The sequence below is a fragment of the Massilia sp. LXY-5 genome (assembly GCF_059801075.1).
On sequence record NZ_JBNNEH010000004.1, the window covers coordinates 141,254 to 155,920 of the forward strand.

Consider the following 14,667-nt stretch of genomic DNA (forward strand, 5'->3'; position numbering starts at 1 on the left):
GTTCAGGCCTCGACGCGCAGCACGTAATGGCCGGCCACGATGTGGTGCCCGAGCGGCAGCACATAGGCTTCGCCCGGCGCCGGCTCGATCGTCGCCACGAAGCCGAAACGCTCGTCCAGGTGGTACAGGGCCTGGGTCGCCGACTCGCGCGTCACGCGGTAGCCTTCCGGACCGGCCTCGAAGCCGAAGGCATTGCGCGACAGGCCGAGGCGGTCGGCGCCGCCCGCGTCCACCCCGTCGGCGCCCCGCAGGCAGCCGGCGTCGAGTACGCGCAGGCCGGCCAGCGTCGGCGCTGCCCGTCCGAAGACGTGACGCGTACCGCCGAGCACCGGCAATCCCGGGGCCTGCGGCAGGCAGACGATGGCGCTGTAGCGCTCCGCCATCTGCGGGCCTGGGGCGAGCACGCGCACGTCGACCCCGTCCACGGGCGCGAAGCGGCTCGGCACCGGGATGCGCTGGCGGCCGTCGGCCGTGATCGCGTGGACCGCATCGCTCGCGTCGAGGGCGAAGCCGAGCAGGCCGTCGGCGGCGACGGGACCGACTGCGAGGTCGCGCGTGATGCCGAATTCGATGGCGGCGGCGCCCGTGTCGCGGTAGCGCGACAGGCGCGGCAGGGCCAGCGCGGCCAGGCTGACGCGCTGGCGCATCACCGGCGCGTAGGTGGCGTCCTGGCCGACCGGGACCGGCGCGGCGGCGGCCGCAGCCCGGTGCAGGACCGGCACCGCGGTCAGCTCGGCATCGTCCAGGGTCGGGGCGCGCGTCTTCCAGACGGCGGGCGTGCGCGGCGCCGGCGGCGCGCCCACGGACGGCGATGGCTGTAAGGATACGGCGAGCGGCACCGGCCGCGCAGGCGTCAGCTTCAGCAGCAGCCGGGCCGGCGCGCCCGCGGTCTCGGTGCCGCGGGCGCGGATCGTGTAGTAGCCGCCGGCGGCGTCGAAAGCGCAGTCGAATGCTTCTTTTGGGCGGACCTGCACTTCGGGCGGCGCATCGGGGCCGTCGTTGATGAGGAGGATGTTGCCGTCCGCGGCGAACGGCCAGCCCGGCACGGCGTGGGTGGCGCGGGCGCTGTCGGCGCCGAGCACGGTCAGGCGCTGGTTCGGATAGACCGGGCAGACCGGCTGCCAGATGGCGCTGTCGCGCGAGACGCTGGCCGTGTACAGCACTTCTTCGCCCGGCGCCGGCAAGTAGACGGCGTGCCCGAACTTGACTTCGACCTGGCCCGGTTCCAGGTCGTCCGAACCGAGTACGTGGTAGCGCACCTCGTCCTGTCCCAGCAGGTCGCCGAAATCCTTCTGGTGCAGGGCCTGCAGGGTCTGCGCCAGGTCGCGCACGCGGGCGCCGCGGGTCAGGTGGCGGTCGTCGTCGACCTCGTCCTGCGGCAGCACCAGGGTGACGTGGGAAAAGCAGCGGGTGGCGGCGCGGCCGCGCTGTTCGCGCGGGGCCCGTTCCAGCAGGTCGCGCAGGAATGGGCGGCGGTTCAGCAGGGCCAGGCCGGGCGCCTGCCACAGCGCTTCGGCATTGAACACGTCGCTGACGCGGTTCAGGGTTTCGTGTTGGACGTAGACCGGCATGGCGGGTTCTCCTCGATTGTGTGGGCTGTGCTGCCCAGGGCTAGCAGGGGGAAGATGAAAAACAGCAGGTGCGAGCCGCCGGCGGACAGGAAACTCATCGGCTGGCCCATGATCGGGAAGAAGGCGAGGTTGGTGCCCCAGGACAGCAGGAAGTGGCCGAACACGAAGGCCGCGCCGCCGCACAGCACGAAACAGCGAAAGCGTCCCAGCCAGGCCTGCCGGTAGTCGCGCGCCGTGGCCCCAAGCCGCCACGCCTGCCATGCCGCCCCCAGCAGCGCGCACAGGAACAGCGCCTGCAGCGCCCACAGCGCCAGCGCCGCCGCCAGGCCGTGGCGCTGCAGCAGGAAGGAAGGTGCGAAATCGTCCTGTACCGCGGGGATCGCCAGCGCCTCGAGCGCGCCCTGGCCGAGCGCCGCCAGGCCGAAGCGCCCGTCGGCCCCAAGCCAGCCGCCGTCCGCGATCGCCTGCGCGCCCAGCAGCAGTTGCTGGCCGGTGTGCGGATGCGCCTGCGGATCGAGCCAGACGCCGAAGCGCTCGCCATAAAAGCTCCACTGCGCAACCTCGCCCGGGGCCGCGCCGCGCAGGACGACGAGGCCGACGAGGCAGGCGCCGGCCAGTGCCGCCACGGCCAGGGCGGGACCGGGTTGACGCGCCGCGCAGGACCAGGCCAGCAGCATCGCCGCGCCCCAGACCAGCAGCAGGATCAGGGGAGAGTAGTCGTCCACCTGGACCAGGGCGACCGCCAGCAGCAGCACGAACAGCAGGGCCGGCGCGGCCAGGCGCAGCCAGCGCAGCAGGATGGCGCCCCCCTTGCGCTGGGCATCGACCGCGCCCGCGCCCAGGCCGAGGGCGACGCAGTGCGCCGTCAGCACCGTCAAGGCCAGTTTCGCGAATTCCACGGGCTGCAGGTCGAACACGCCGGTCTCGTTGCCCCAGCCGACCTGCAGCAGCAGGGCCGCGAGCGCGGCGCCGGCGAGCAGCAGCAGGAGCGACTCGACACCGGCCTGGCGCGGCAAGCTGGCGCCGGCGAACAGGCCGGCGCAGCCCAGCAGGCCCAGGCCGAGCGTGGCGGCGGCGGCCGTCTTCTGGAAGTGGCGCAGCCAGGAGGTATCGGGTGCGCCGCTGCCCAGTTCCAGCTGCAGCAGCAGGCCGCTGGCGAGCAGCAGCACGCCGATCCGCAGCACGGCGCCGGCGCCGCGTGCGCCGAAGGCATGCCACAGGGCCGCCCAGGTCAGCAGCAGCGACACCGCCACGCCGGGCGCGCTGCCCGCACGCTGGGCCAGCAGCAGGCCGAGGCCGGCCAGGGCGAGGGCGACGGCGGCGCCCAGGCGGGCGGCTTCGAACGGGTTCTTGCGATGGCGCGTGCGGGCAACGAACAGCGCCGCCACGAGGCCCGCGACGCCGCAGAAGGCGGCCCACGGGCTTGCGGCCGGCGGCCAGGCCCAGGCATCGCGCCGCTCCCAGTGCCAGCGCAGGTTTGGCGGCAGTTCGGTGCGCGCCTCCGGAAAGAGCGCGACCCGGCCGCTTGGCCGCAGGCGCAGCAGCCCCTGTTCGACTTTGAGGAGCATGCGCGTGCGCCCGACCGTCAGCGCGGTGACGCCGGCCAGGGGCTGTTCCGCCAGCGCCAGGTCCGCCGCTGGGTCCAGCCCCAGGCCGTGCTCGCCGACCAGCAAGGGCACGCGCTCGACGCCGGTGGCCGCGCCCAGGACCGGCACGCCGTCCTCGAAGACGAGCTGCGCGCTGCCGGCCGGCGCGTCCGCGTTGCCGACCCCGGTGCCGCAAGACAGGTTGCCGCCGAAGCGCAAGGGGCGTTGAACGGTCAGCGGGGTTGGCGCCCAGCGGTTCCACAGGCCGAGCAGGCGTGCGCCAGGGCCTGCGCCGGGACACGCGGCCAGCAGCACGCCGTCGCGCCGCAGCCTGGCGCCATCGTAGGACCAGGCGTGCAGGCCATCGCTGAAGGCAACCATGTGCCGCTCCGCCGCGTCGATCCGGTAATGCGTCGCGCCCAGCTGGAATTCCTGGCCGGCCTGGACGACACGGGTCCCGCTGCGCAGCCGCAGCGTGCCGCGCTCGAAGCGCAGGCCCTGCATGCCGCCGGCGCTGGCGGCAAACCAGGCGCCCTGGGCATCGCGGCGCAGGCGCAGGTGGGCAGCCGCCGCCTGCGGCGCGGCCAGCTCGGCGCGTCCGAGCACAGTGGCGGCATCGGGTGCCAGGACGACGTCGATCGATGCGGGCAGCCAGGCCGGAGGCGTGCGCAGCAGGGCCAGCGCCTGCAGGGTGCACAGCAGCGCGAGCGCGGCCGCGGCCAGTGTGCGCAGGCCGTGCGCGCGCATCACGCGGCCCTCCGCAGCCGGGTCCCCTGGGCCGCCGCGACCAGGCGGCTGATCGCCAGCGCGTGCGGCGGCCGGTCCTGCGGGCGGCGCGCGAGCAGCAGCCGCAGCAGGCGCAATGCGGCGCCGGCATCGCCTTCGTCCGCTGCGCAGGCGAGAAAGCGCGCGGCTTCGTCCTCGCCCAGGATCGGCAGGGAGGCGGCGCGCAGTTTCAGCGCGCCTTCGCGGCCGTGCGCCCGGAAGGCCTCGCCGCAGGTACTGGCATAACGCAGGGTCGCGCCGCCGCTGACGAGATAATAAAACAGGGCGCCGAGCGCGAAATAGTCGGCCCTGGCGTCGGTCAGGTAGCCCAGCGGCGCATCGGGCAGGGCAGGGAAGAACTGTTCCGGCGCCTGCCAGCTGGCGGTGCCGGCGTAGGAATGCGCGCCCGCGTCGGCCAGCCTGCGGTTGGTGCCGAAGTCGGCCAGTTTCAGGCTGCCGGTGGCGGCGTCGAGCAGCAGGTTGGCCGGTTTCAGGTCGAGGTAGCGCCAGCCGTGCTGGTGCACTTTCGCGAGCGCCGCATTCACCTGGGCTATCCAGGCCAGCGCCTGCGCCAGTCCGATGCAATGGCCGGCGGCGGCTTGCGCAGACACGTGGGCGGCGAGGTCGCCGTCGAGCAGTTCGAGGGCCATGGCGGGCAGGCCATCGTGGCTGCCGTGGTCGAGCAGGCGCACGATGTGGCGCGCATCCCAAGGTGCGAGGGCGTTCAGGAAGGCGATCTCACGCGCCGCGCATTCGCTCCAGCGTGCTTGCAGGGCGGGTTCGGCGCGGGCCATCTGCTCGCGGTTGACCAGCTTGATGGCGACGGGCGGGTGGCCGTCGCGCTCGGCGCGCCAGACCGTACCGTAACTCGAACCCCCCAGCTGCGCGCGCAGCCGGTAATGGCCCGCCTTGAGCGTCACGATGTCGCCGCTTTGCACCATGCTTTTCCCCGAGAACGCGGCCAGGACGCCGCCGCCCAGGCCTAGCGGGGGGAAACAGAAAGCGCTGGACGTAAAAAAACCGCGTCCGGGGACGCGGTTCTTGCTTGCCGGGACAGCAGGGCCGGATCAGCGGCGATAGCCGTCGCGGTCGTGGTAGCCACGGTCGCCGCGATCCCAGCCGCGGTCGCCACGGTCCCAGCCGCGGTCATGGCCACGATCCCAGCCGTGGTGACGGCCGCGCGGTTCGACATACACGACTGCCGGCTCGCGGTAGTAGCGCGGCTGCTCGACATATACCGGACGTGGCTCGACATACACCGGACGTGGCTCGACATAGACCGGACGCGGCTGCACGTAGACAGGTGCCGGCTGGTAGTAACCCACCGAGGCGTAGCCGCGGTTGTTGTAGTAACGGCGGTCGTCGTGGCCACCGATCGAGTTGCCGACGGCTGCGCCGAGGACGCCGCCCACCAGGGCACCGCCACCGCCACCGGCACTGGCGCCAATTGCCGCGCCCAGCACCGCGCCGACCGCCGTATTGGTGCCGCGGTCGCCAGCGAATGCCGAGGGCGAGACGGCGACAGCGGCCAGGATCACCGCACCAAAGCATTTTTTATTCAACATGGCTTTTCCTTTTTTGCCTCAACGAGGATCGACATGATCACTGCGACGCCGGGGCATGAAGTGAACTATAGACCTGCTCGCCGCGATCGCCATCTGCTAATACAGATTATTACAACTGATCCGCAGTCTGTAACATTCCTCTGTCGTCTTCCTTACTGATATTCATTTTGCAAGCCTTGCAGATCGGCCATGACTCCCCATGTGGGTCGGGTGACTACCCTTTCCAAGAGCCTTCATGTCCGCACGCCGTAACCTGTTCGTCGTTCTTTCCCTGCTGGTCCTCCTGCACGTGTACATCGGCCTGCGCCTGATGCCCGACCTCGGCCTCGGACTGGCGGGCATGCTGGCCGGCACCGTCTTCCTCGTCCTCTCGACCGTGCTGGTGCCGGTGGGCCTGCTGTCTTCCTCGCTGCGGCGCCGGCGCTGGTCGGAACAACTGGCCTGGATGGGCCTGCTGGCGATGGGCCTGTTTTCTTCCTTACTGGTGTCGACTTTCGTGCGCGACCTGGTGCTGCTGGTGGCGAAGCTGGCCGGCCTCGCCGGCGCCGGGTTCATCTATTACAGCGCGCTGGCGGTGCCGCTGCTGGCGCTGGGCGTGACCTTCATCGGCTTCGTGAACGCGCGGCGCGTGGCGCGCGTGAAGACGGTCGAGGTGCCGATCGATGGCTTGCCGGAGGCCTTGCACGGCTATTCGATCGCGCAGATTTCCGACATCCATGTCGGCCCGACCATCAAGCGACCCTACCTGAACGCGATCGTCAACCGCGTCAACGCGCTCGAGGCCGACGCGATCGCGGTCACCGGCGACCTGGTCGACGGCAGCGTGCAGCGCCTGGCCCTGCATACCCAGCCGCTGGCGCGCCTGTCGGCTCCGGACGGCGCCTTCTTTGTCACCGGCAACCACGAATATTACTCGGGCGCCGAGGAGTGGATCGTCGAGCTGCGCCGCCTCGGCCTGACCGTGCTGCTGAACCAGCACGTGGTGCGCCAGCGCGGCGGCGCCTCGCTGATGATCGCCGGGGTGGCCGATTATTCGGCGCATCACTTCAATCCCGCCCACCGCAGCGACCCTGTGGCCGCCGCCGCCGGCGCGCCGCTCGGCCTCGCGGTCCGGATCCTGCTGGCGCACCAGCCGCGCAGCGCCCCGGCCGCGGCGGAAGCGGGGTTCGATTTGCAGCTGTCGGGCCACACCCACGGCGGCCAGTTCTTCCCCTGGAACCTGTTCGTGCCGCTGCAGCAGCCGTTCGTCGCCGGCCTGCACCGGGTGCGCCAGCTATGGGTGTACACCAGCCGCGGGACGGGATACTGGGGACCGCCGAAGCGGTTCGGGGCGCCGTCGGAAATCACATTGGTGCGGCTGGTGCCTGCAAGCGCGTAAAGACAGCCAAATCTTGCAGTATGCGCTATCGTTCTCATTCTCAACATTTGAAGGATAGTCTGCATGAACCGTCTTCGCCCTCCCGGCCTCGGCCTCCTTGTCGCCTCCCTGTTTGCCGCCAGTGCCCATGCCGCCAGCCCCGGCAATGATCCGGCCGCGCTGGCGAAGATCCGCGACACCGCGCTGCAGAGCGACTACGCCTGGGAACGCACGGCCGACATGACCGACCTGATCGGTCCGCGCCTGTCCGGTTCGGCCGGTGCGGCGGCGGCCGTGACCCAGGTGGCCGAGGCCATGCGCAAGCTGGGCGCGAAGGTGACGCTGCAGCCGGTGAAGGTGCCGCATTGGGTGCGCGGACAGGAGACGGGCGAACTGGTCGATTACCGCGGCAGGCCGAACGGCATCAGCCAGCGCGTGGTCCTGAGCGCCCTCGGCGGCTCGGGCGCGACCCCGGCGGCGGGCCTCACCGCTCCCGTGATCGTGGTCTCGAGCTTCGACGAACTGAAGGCGCGCGCGAGCGAAGTGAAGGGCCGCATCGTGCTGTTCGACGTGCCCTTCGACCAGGACATGGCGGACCGCGGCCTGGCCGGCCAGGCGTATGGCGCCGGCTCGAACTACCGTACCAACGGTCCGCGCATGGCGGCCGAACTGGGCGCGGCGGCGGCGCTGGTGCGCTCGGTGGGCGGCGCGAACTACCGCCTGCCGCATACGGGTGCGACCAACCTGCAGGACGGCGCGCGCATTCCGGCGGCCGCCGTCACGGTCGAGGATGCCATGCTGATGAGCCGCCTGGCGAAACGCGGCCCGCTCAGCATGCGCCTCGTGCTCACGCCGCAGATCCTGCCGGATGCCGACAGCTACAACGTGATCGCCGACCTGCCCGGCACCGACAAGGCGGACGAAGTCGTCATCGTGTCCGGCCACCTCGATTCCTGGGACCTGGCCACCGGCGCCCACGACGACGCGGCCGCGGTCGCCAGTGCCATGGCCGTGTTCGACACGCTCAAAAAGCTCGACTACCGTCCACGCCGCACGATCCGCCTGATCGCCTGGATGAACGAGGAAAACGGCACCCGCGGCGCGCGCACCTATCTCGAGGCGAACACCGCCAACGCCGCGACCCACGTCGCCGCGATCGAAAGCGACAACGGGGTGGGGCGCCCGTTCGGCCTGCGCGCAAGCGTGCCGGCGAGCTCGAACCGCCTGTTCGCACCGCTGCAGGCAGCCCTGCAGCCGATCGGCGCCGGCGTCTTCCAGCGCCAGGATGCGCTCTCGACCGGCGACCTGTCGGGCCTGGAAAAGCTAGGCGTGCCGAGCTTCGCACCGCTGCTCGACACCTCGGCCTATTTCAACTACCACCACACGGCAGCCGATACGCTCGACAAGGTCGACCCCGAGTTCCTGCGCCGCAACGTGGCCCTGATGTCCGCCACGGCCTGGTTCCTGGCCAATATCGAGGAGCCGATCGGGCGCGCGGTGGTACCGGCGCGCTAAGGCAGGGCGGCGGCCGGGCGGCTTGCGTCGCCGCGGCCACTGCCGCCGTTTCCTCCGCCCGAGTGCTTCTTTGGCAAAAGCTGCCACCGTTCTCTTGTCTGGTGGCAGCGATGTCGCGCGTACGCGGCCTGCCGGCGCATTCGGGTAGACTTTTGCGCTGGCTCACCAACGCTCAACGGAGGACACCATGGCTGGACGGAAGAAACTGATGGGACAACGCATCGCCGTGCTCGCGACCGATGGCTTCGAGAAAGTGGAACTCACCGCGCCGGTGGCGGCCCTGCGTGCCGCCGGCGCCGAGGTCGACATCGTCTCTCTGCACCGGGGCAAGATCCGCGGCATGAATCTGCACATGCCGGCCGACCTTGTCCCTGTCGACTGGACCGTCGACCAGGTCAGCGCGCGCGATTACGACGGCCTGCTCGTTCCTGGCGGCTTCATCAATCCCGATGTGCTGCGCCAGTCGAGCGAGGCCCGCGATTTCGTGCGCGACTTCGACCAGCTCGGCAAACCGATCGCGACGCTCTGCCACGGCCCCTGGGTGATGGCCTCGAGCGGCCTGCTGGCGGACCGGACCCTGACTTCCTGGCCCGGCATCCGCGACGACATGGTGCACGCGGGTGCCACCTGGCTCGACCAGGAAGTGGTACGCGACGGTAACCTGGTGACCAGCCGCGGCCCGCAGGACATGGTCCCCTTCGTGCGCGAGATGATCCAGCTGTACGCGGGCGGCCCGGCCAGCAAGGGCGCGCTGCGGCGCAGGCATTCGGACCCGCAGCGCGAGTCGCCGATCCGGGTCACGAACGCGGCGATGCGCTGGATGCCGCGTTCGCCCCTCGGCACCGTGCTCGGCCTGGCCCTGCTGGGCGTCGGTGTGATGGCGGCCGGTCGCAAGAACGGCGGTGCGCGCAGCTCAGGCCGCGAAGCAGGTTCCGCAACGGCGTAACAGGAGCCTCGGTCCGCGCGCGGCAGCGATGCCCGCGCGGCAGCCATCCGGGCGCGGCACCCATCCCCGCGCGGGCTCGATCCCTGTGCCCGGTTCATCCCGGCGCGGTATCGATGCCCACGCGCATTGCAAGGACCGTTGCACGCCGCTGCCACGCAAGGGCCTCTGCGGCCATGCCTGCGCCGCAGAGGCTCGTGCAGGCCGATGCGACGGTGCCGACCTGAACTCCCGCTTGCGCCTTGCCGCTTTTCCCTCCGCAGCGGTTTTCCCTCATTCGATCAGCACGCGCCGGATGGCGCGGGCATGGCCCCGGAACGGCCGTCCGTACACGGTCTGGATGCCGCTGGCGAAATTCTCGCCCCAGACCAGTTGCGCACGCGTTTCGTGCGGTTCGGAAGACCAATACCACTCGCGCTCGAACTGCTCGCGCAGGTTGGCGAACAGCAGCGACAGCTCGCGCCGGTTCGGCAGCTCGCCGCCCTGGGCCGCAGCCCAGTCGAGCGCGCCGGGCCAGCCGACGTCGGCCGCGTCGCCGGGCAGCAGGATCAGGTGGTGGTCGGGGCCCCCATCCTTGCCCAGGATGATGCCCGCGTAATGTTCGCCTTCCTTCAGCGTATCTCGTAATTGTATATAAATGCCCATCGGTGTCCTCGCGCGTCGGTATCGGGTTATCCGGTCTGCAGGTATGACACCGGCCTCGGCGTGTTAGTTGCCTGGCTGGCTAGATATAGATCAGGAAGCTGTTCGAATTCTCCTCCACGAAGACAAGCGACTCCAGCCGGAAGGGGCGCGGGCCTTGTCGCGGCCAGGCGGCGGCCGTGGCGCCGCTCGGCCGGCCAGACCTCCATTTCCCTAGAGCTATTTCTAGCGTTAAACAATGTTTGTAACTCTAATACCTTGAAGAAATTAATCTGCAAAAAGGTTGAACTAAGGAAGTTTCCGCATCTCAAAGGTACGTATTCAATTTTTTGTTTAGGGAAACTTTCGCATGAAAAAACAAGCCTCCAACGCCATCCTTCGCAATGCCGCAGTCCTCCTGATCGCCTCCATCGCCGCCGGCGCCAGCGCCCAAACCTCCGTCACCCTGTCCGGCTACGACAGCCTGAGCGCCACCCCTGGCACCCAGAGCATGACCACCGTTCCCGGCACCACGTACAACTACTACGTGTCGCCGACCGGCTCGGACACCGCGGCCGGCACCAGCGCTGCGCCGTTCAGGACGCTGGCGCGCGCCGCCAAGGCAGCGATCAAGCCGAGCACGACTGTGTTCGTGGCGCCAGGGACCTACGCGGGCGGCTTCAAGACCACCGGTAACGGTACTGCAAGCGGCCGCATCTACTGGGTGTCGACCACGAAATGGGGCGCGAAGATCGTGCCGCCGGCGAGCTCGACCAACAAGACCGCCTGGGACAACCGCGGCCACTACGTCAGCATCATCGGTTTCGAAGTCGACGGCAGCAAGATCGCGGCCGGCACCAAGTGGACGCTCGGCATCTACACCGGCGGTTCGTACAACGTCATCGAAGGCAACCACGTCCACCACACGGCCAACACGATTCCATGCAGCAGCGCCGGCGGTTCGGCGATCGGCGTCGACAGCTATTACAAGGGCGTGATGGGCGACGTCATCGGTAACGTCGTGCACGATATCGGCCCGGCCGGCTGCACCTATGTCCAGGGCATCTATCACAGCACCTCGGGCACGATCAAGAACAACGTCGTCTACCGCGTGGGCTCGGCCGCGATCCACCTCTGGCACGATGCCAACAACCTGAAGATCGTCAACAACACGGTAAGCTCCTCGGTGTTCGGCATCATCGTCGGCGGTGGCGACTATTACTTCACCTCGGCCGGCGCGAACAATGTCGCCGTGTACAACAACATCGTCTACGACAACAAGTATGGCATCTCGGAGCAGGGCAAGACCGGCACCGCGAACAGCTACAAGAATAACCTGGTCTACAAGAACACGACCTATAACTGGCAGCTGCGCAACGGCCTGACCCACACCGGCACCATTTCGTCCGACCCGCTGCTCGCCGGCTACTCGCGTAGCGCGGCCATGCCGAACTTCCGTCCGAGCACCAGCTCGCCGGTGATCGGCCGCGGCATCGCGACCTATGCCCCAGCGACCGATATCGACGGCCGCGCGCGTGATGCGAGCACCGGTTTCGACATCGGCGCATACCAGCACTAATCAGTACCGAGCCGTACCAGCAGGTCCCGAGCAATTTCCGTTTAGCCCGCGCAGCCGCAAGGCGCGCGGGCTTTTGTACCTGCCCAGGCTCCGTGAACGTGGTGCGGATGCATCGGTGGAAGGTCAAAAGCCAGGCGGCATGATCTGGCGCAAATCCGCCCGGCAAATGTACATTGCAGAGTCAACACCATCGTGTAGAATCGATTGCTTCATGTTGCGGGTCGGGGCGGACGTCCCGGTGGCGCGCGGTTGATTCCGGCGTTCCCGACAACAGATCGAACACGGTACCTGGCATGTCACGCATCGCGCATCACGAGTCGACCAGTTTCACGTCCTTGCACGGCGCGGCGCCTGCCCGCGGCCGACCCCGACCGGACACCGCCGGTATCCGCATCCCAGGGCACTCCGCCCGGCTTGCCTGAGCTCGGCCGACGCAGCGCGTCGCGCCCGAGCTTCCCCGATCACGCTGCCGCCACGTCGCGGCCGCAATCCCGCAATCACTGTCCGTTTTCGGAAATGTACACAATGGATACTGTAGAAATGAACACGAACGAATCGCAAGACAATATCGGCGTCGAAACCGGCCGCCGTCCGCGCCGCCGTATCGCCCAGCAACTGGTCGAGCGTGGCCAGCGCCTGCGCAGCCGCGCCGGCGTGCTGATCGGCTTGTCCCTGGGCCTGGTCGCGCTGCTGACGATGCTTGAATAGCCGCTGTTAATCGGGCAGCGGGGTCGCCATCTGCGGACTGTCGGCCCCCGCCCGGTTCACTTGCGGCGTGACCTTGAACCATTCGAAGGCCTCGGGCGGCAAGGCCGCCTGGCGCGCCAGTTCGAGCGCCTGCTCGGGACTGATGTCCGGGTCCAGCCAGAGGGCGGCGTCGGCCGCCTCGAGCACGACCGGGCGCCGGTCATGGACGTCGAGCATGCCGTCGGCCGCGTCGTCGGTGACCAGCACGAAGCCGGCCTCGGCGCGGTTCTCGGTAAAGCTGCCGAAGTTGGCCAGCGCCAGCATGTAGAGCGGCGCACGGTCCTTGCGGTGGATGTGCCAGGGCTGCTTTTTCCCCTTCTCTCCGGTCCACTCGTACCAGCCCTCGGCCGGGACGATCGCGCGGCCGTTCTTCAGCAGCCGGCTCCAGTAGCGGTTGGTCAGCTTGTCGAGGCGGGCGTTGATGGAAATCGGCAGCTTGTCCTCGGCCCATTTCGCGCGATAACTCCAGAACACATCGTCGATGCGGCGTTCGCCGTCCTGGATGTGCATGACGGGGCGATACGTCCCCGGCGGCACGTTGTAGGCCGGCGCCGATTCGCTGTCGTACACGGCATCGGCCCAGCCGAATACGCTCGCGTAGTATCGTGCCGTCTGGCTTTGGTCAAATCGTCCACACATGAAAGCATGGTACTGCAAAACCCACAGCGCACGATTGGCAACGGGGCAGCAGGGCGGGGCAGGGCGCAGGGTGGTGCTATCCTGCAGGTCTGATAACGAAGGAGCAGGGACATGGCGGCTGCCTGGCTGAAAGTACTGAAATCGGTTCCCTGGGGCGAGGTCATCTCGGCCGCACCGCAGGTCGCGAACAGCGCCCGCAGGCTGTGGGAGACCGTCGGCCGCAAGGGCGCGCCCATGCCGAATACCGAGCTCGACGAAGCAGTGGCGCACATGGCGGTAGACGACGGCCTGGCCATGCTCGCCGCCCAGGTCGAACAGCAGGACCTCGCCATCGCCCAGCTGCATGGCCAGGTGCGCGAGGCGTCGAAGCTGATCGCGGAACTGGCCGACCAGAACGCCCAGCTGATCGCGAAACTGCAGGCGGCGCGCGAACGCCTGACCCTCATCGGTTTCGTCGCCGCGGCATCCGGCGTGCTGGGCCTCGTGGCGCTGGCCCTGGTGCTGGCGCGCACTTGATGAACCCCCTGAAGGCGCAGCCATGAAATTCGTCCTGATCCTGTTCTTCGGCTTCGTGCTGGTCGCGATGCTGATGAACTCCGGCCGCAAGCGCGGCATGCTCGGCAAGGATGCCGACAAGGCGGTGGCCGGCCTCGCCACCGCGATGCGTTATTTCCTCTACGGCCTGCTCGCCATCGGCGCCGCCGCCTGCGCGGTACTGATCTACCAGGGCAGCTAGGCTGCAGCACGCCGGCAACCCGACGGCGCCCCTTGCGGCGCCGTTTGCACATCCGCGTTATCAATCTCGAATGCCATTCTGGCCACTTTGTGGCGCGAATGATTCAGCACACATAAATCTCGTTTTCATCCTGCCATCAATTCGCCGATCGGCTGAAGCGAGGGCATAAAATTCCTGTAGGAAATTTGCCCTACGGAATCTTTCAGACCTCGACCGAGCGCCACGCTCCACCACCACCATGACCATGTTCGCCCTGCGGCAGCTGCCGCTCGCCTGTCTTTTCCTGTGCGCGCTCTCCGCGCATGCCGATGAACCCGCCCCTGGAGGCAGCGACAAGGCCTGGACCGTCACGGGCAACGCCGGCCTCGCCTCGCAATATATCTCGCGCGGCTTTCGCCAGACCTGGGGCAAGCCTGCCGTCCAGGCCGGCGTCGACATCAATCACCGCAGCGGCTGGAGCGCCGGCAGCTGGGTCTCGAACGTCAGCGACCGCTACATCGAAAACGGCAAGCTCGAATGGGACCTGTACGGCGGCTACAGCGGCAGCCTGGGCGAAGTCGGCTACAGCCTGAACGTGCTCTATTACAAGTATCCGGGCGCGGTCGTCAAGGCCACCGGCACCCGCTTCGATTACGGCGAACTGTCGGCTGGCCTCAGCTATAAATCGCTCTACGCCAAATACAACTACACGTTCACCCGCGACTTCTTCGGCATCGCCAACGCGCGCGGCACCGGCTATTTCGACGGCGGCGCCAACCTCGACCTCGGACACGCCACGGTGCTCAACCTGCACGCGGGCGAGGGCCGGGTGGCCGGCGCCGGCAACGATTACTGGAACTGGCGCGACGTGAAGGTCGGCCTGACACATACCCTGGCCGGGGGCTGGAGCGTGGCCGGAGCCTATACGCGCGCGTACGGCGCCACCCATGCCTATGACCGCTACACGACCGGCGTGCCCGATGCCGCCGGGCACATCGCCTACTCGAACCCGGCCAGGGGCAGCTTCGTGCTGACCCTCGTGCGTACCTTCTAATTTCTCCCGC

Annotated in this window: 14 protein-coding genes; 8 read left to right on the forward strand and 6 right to left on the reverse strand. The window is 68.7% G+C overall.

Annotation, left to right across the window (positions count from 1 at the left end; translation table 11 throughout):
- Positions 1-2: 2 nt before the first annotated feature.
- The 4 genes from ACI48I_RS14865 to ACI48I_RS14880 form a co-directional block, all read right to left on the reverse strand.
- Positions 3-1,571 (reverse strand): hypothetical protein, encoded by a 1,569-nt coding sequence (locus ACI48I_RS14865; protein WP_498574612.1) that lies wholly within the window; start codon positions 1,569-1,571, stop codon positions 3-5.
- Positions 1,541-3,904, reverse strand: coding sequence for an FtsW/RodA/SpoVE family cell cycle protein (locus ACI48I_RS14870; protein WP_498574637.1), 2,364 nt, complete (start codon positions 3,902-3,904; stop codon positions 1,541-1,543). Before ACI48I_RS14870 ends, ACI48I_RS14865 begins: the two co-directional genes overlap by 31 nt.
- Positions 3,904-4,863: a protein kinase domain-containing protein gene (locus tag ACI48I_RS14875; RefSeq protein WP_498574613.1), complete on the reverse strand. Its 960-nt coding sequence runs from the start codon at positions 4,861-4,863 to the stop codon at positions 3,904-3,906. Before ACI48I_RS14875 ends, ACI48I_RS14870 begins: the two co-directional genes overlap by 1 nt.
- Before the next feature lie 126 nt (positions 4,864-4,989).
- Positions 4,990-5,487 (reverse strand): PXPV repeat protein, encoded by a 498-nt coding sequence (locus ACI48I_RS14880; RefSeq protein ID WP_193686194.1) that lies wholly within the window; start codon positions 5,485-5,487, stop codon positions 4,990-4,992.
- A 235-nt stretch (positions 5,488-5,722) separates the two neighbouring features.
- On the opposite strand from ACI48I_RS14880, the gene ACI48I_RS14885 reads away from it, so the two are divergent.
- The 3 genes from ACI48I_RS14885 to ACI48I_RS14895 all read left to right on the forward strand — a co-directional run bounded on the left by ACI48I_RS14885 (position 5,723) and on the right by ACI48I_RS14895 (position 9,305).
- Positions 5,723-6,865, forward strand: a complete 1,143-nt coding sequence (locus ACI48I_RS14885) for a metallophosphoesterase (RefSeq protein WP_498574614.1) — start codon at positions 5,723-5,725, stop codon at positions 6,863-6,865.
- Between the two features lie 63 nt (positions 6,866-6,928).
- On the forward strand, positions 6,929-8,359 hold the full coding sequence (locus tag ACI48I_RS14890; protein WP_498574615.1) for a M20/M25/M40 family metallo-hydrolase: 1,431 nt from the start codon (positions 6,929-6,931) through the stop codon (positions 8,357-8,359).
- A gap of 187 nt (positions 8,360-8,546) precedes the next feature.
- Positions 8,547-9,305: a type 1 glutamine amidotransferase domain-containing protein gene (locus tag ACI48I_RS14895; protein ID WP_498574616.1), complete on the forward strand. Its 759-nt coding sequence runs from the start codon at positions 8,547-8,549 to the stop codon at positions 9,303-9,305.
- 270 nt (positions 9,306-9,575) lie between these two features.
- Here the strand turns inward: ACI48I_RS14895 and ACI48I_RS14900 are convergent, their stop codons facing one another.
- Positions 9,576-9,947 (reverse strand): Lcl C-terminal domain-containing protein, encoded by a 372-nt coding sequence (locus ACI48I_RS14900; protein ID WP_498574617.1) that lies wholly within the window; start codon positions 9,945-9,947, stop codon positions 9,576-9,578.
- A gap of 346 nt (positions 9,948-10,293) precedes the next feature.
- Here ACI48I_RS14900 and ACI48I_RS14905 point away from each other — a divergent pair, with 346 nt between their 5' ends.
- The gene (locus ACI48I_RS14905) at positions 10,294-11,502 is read left to right on the forward strand and encodes a choice-of-anchor Q domain-containing protein (RefSeq protein WP_498574618.1); all 1,209 of its coding nucleotides are present in this window, start codon (positions 10,294-10,296) and stop codon (positions 11,500-11,502) included.
- A gap of 540 nt (positions 11,503-12,042) precedes the next feature.
- Positions 12,043-12,210 (forward strand): hypothetical protein, encoded by a 168-nt coding sequence (locus tag ACI48I_RS14910; protein ID WP_498574619.1) that lies wholly within the window; start codon positions 12,043-12,045, stop codon positions 12,208-12,210.
- 6 nt (positions 12,211-12,216) lie between these two features.
- Here ACI48I_RS14910 and ACI48I_RS14915 read toward each other — a convergent pair whose 3' ends face one another.
- Positions 12,217-12,888, reverse strand: a complete 672-nt coding sequence (locus ACI48I_RS14915; protein ID WP_193686188.1) for an SOS response-associated peptidase — start codon at positions 12,886-12,888, stop codon at positions 12,217-12,219.
- Between the two features lie 111 nt (positions 12,889-12,999).
- On the opposite strand from ACI48I_RS14915, the gene ACI48I_RS14920 reads away from it, so the two are divergent.
- The 3 genes from ACI48I_RS14920 (at position 13,000) to ACI48I_RS14930 (ending at position 14,657) form a co-directional block, all read left to right on the forward strand.
- Positions 13,000-13,404 carry a hypothetical protein gene (locus ACI48I_RS14920; protein WP_498574620.1) on the forward strand — a complete coding sequence of 135 codons (405 nt, stop codon included), beginning with the start codon at positions 13,000-13,002 and terminating at the stop codon, positions 13,402-13,404.
- A 22-nt stretch (positions 13,405-13,426) separates the two neighbouring features.
- Positions 13,427-13,624: a hypothetical protein gene (locus tag ACI48I_RS14925; protein ID WP_193686186.1), complete on the forward strand. Its 198-nt coding sequence runs from the start codon at positions 13,427-13,429 to the stop codon at positions 13,622-13,624.
- A gap of 238 nt (positions 13,625-13,862) precedes the next feature.
- A complete protein-coding gene (locus tag ACI48I_RS14930; protein ID WP_498574621.1) occupies positions 13,863-14,657 on the forward strand; it encodes a TorF family putative porin in 795 nt (264 codons plus the stop codon).
- Positions 14,658-14,667: the final 10 nt, after the last annotated feature.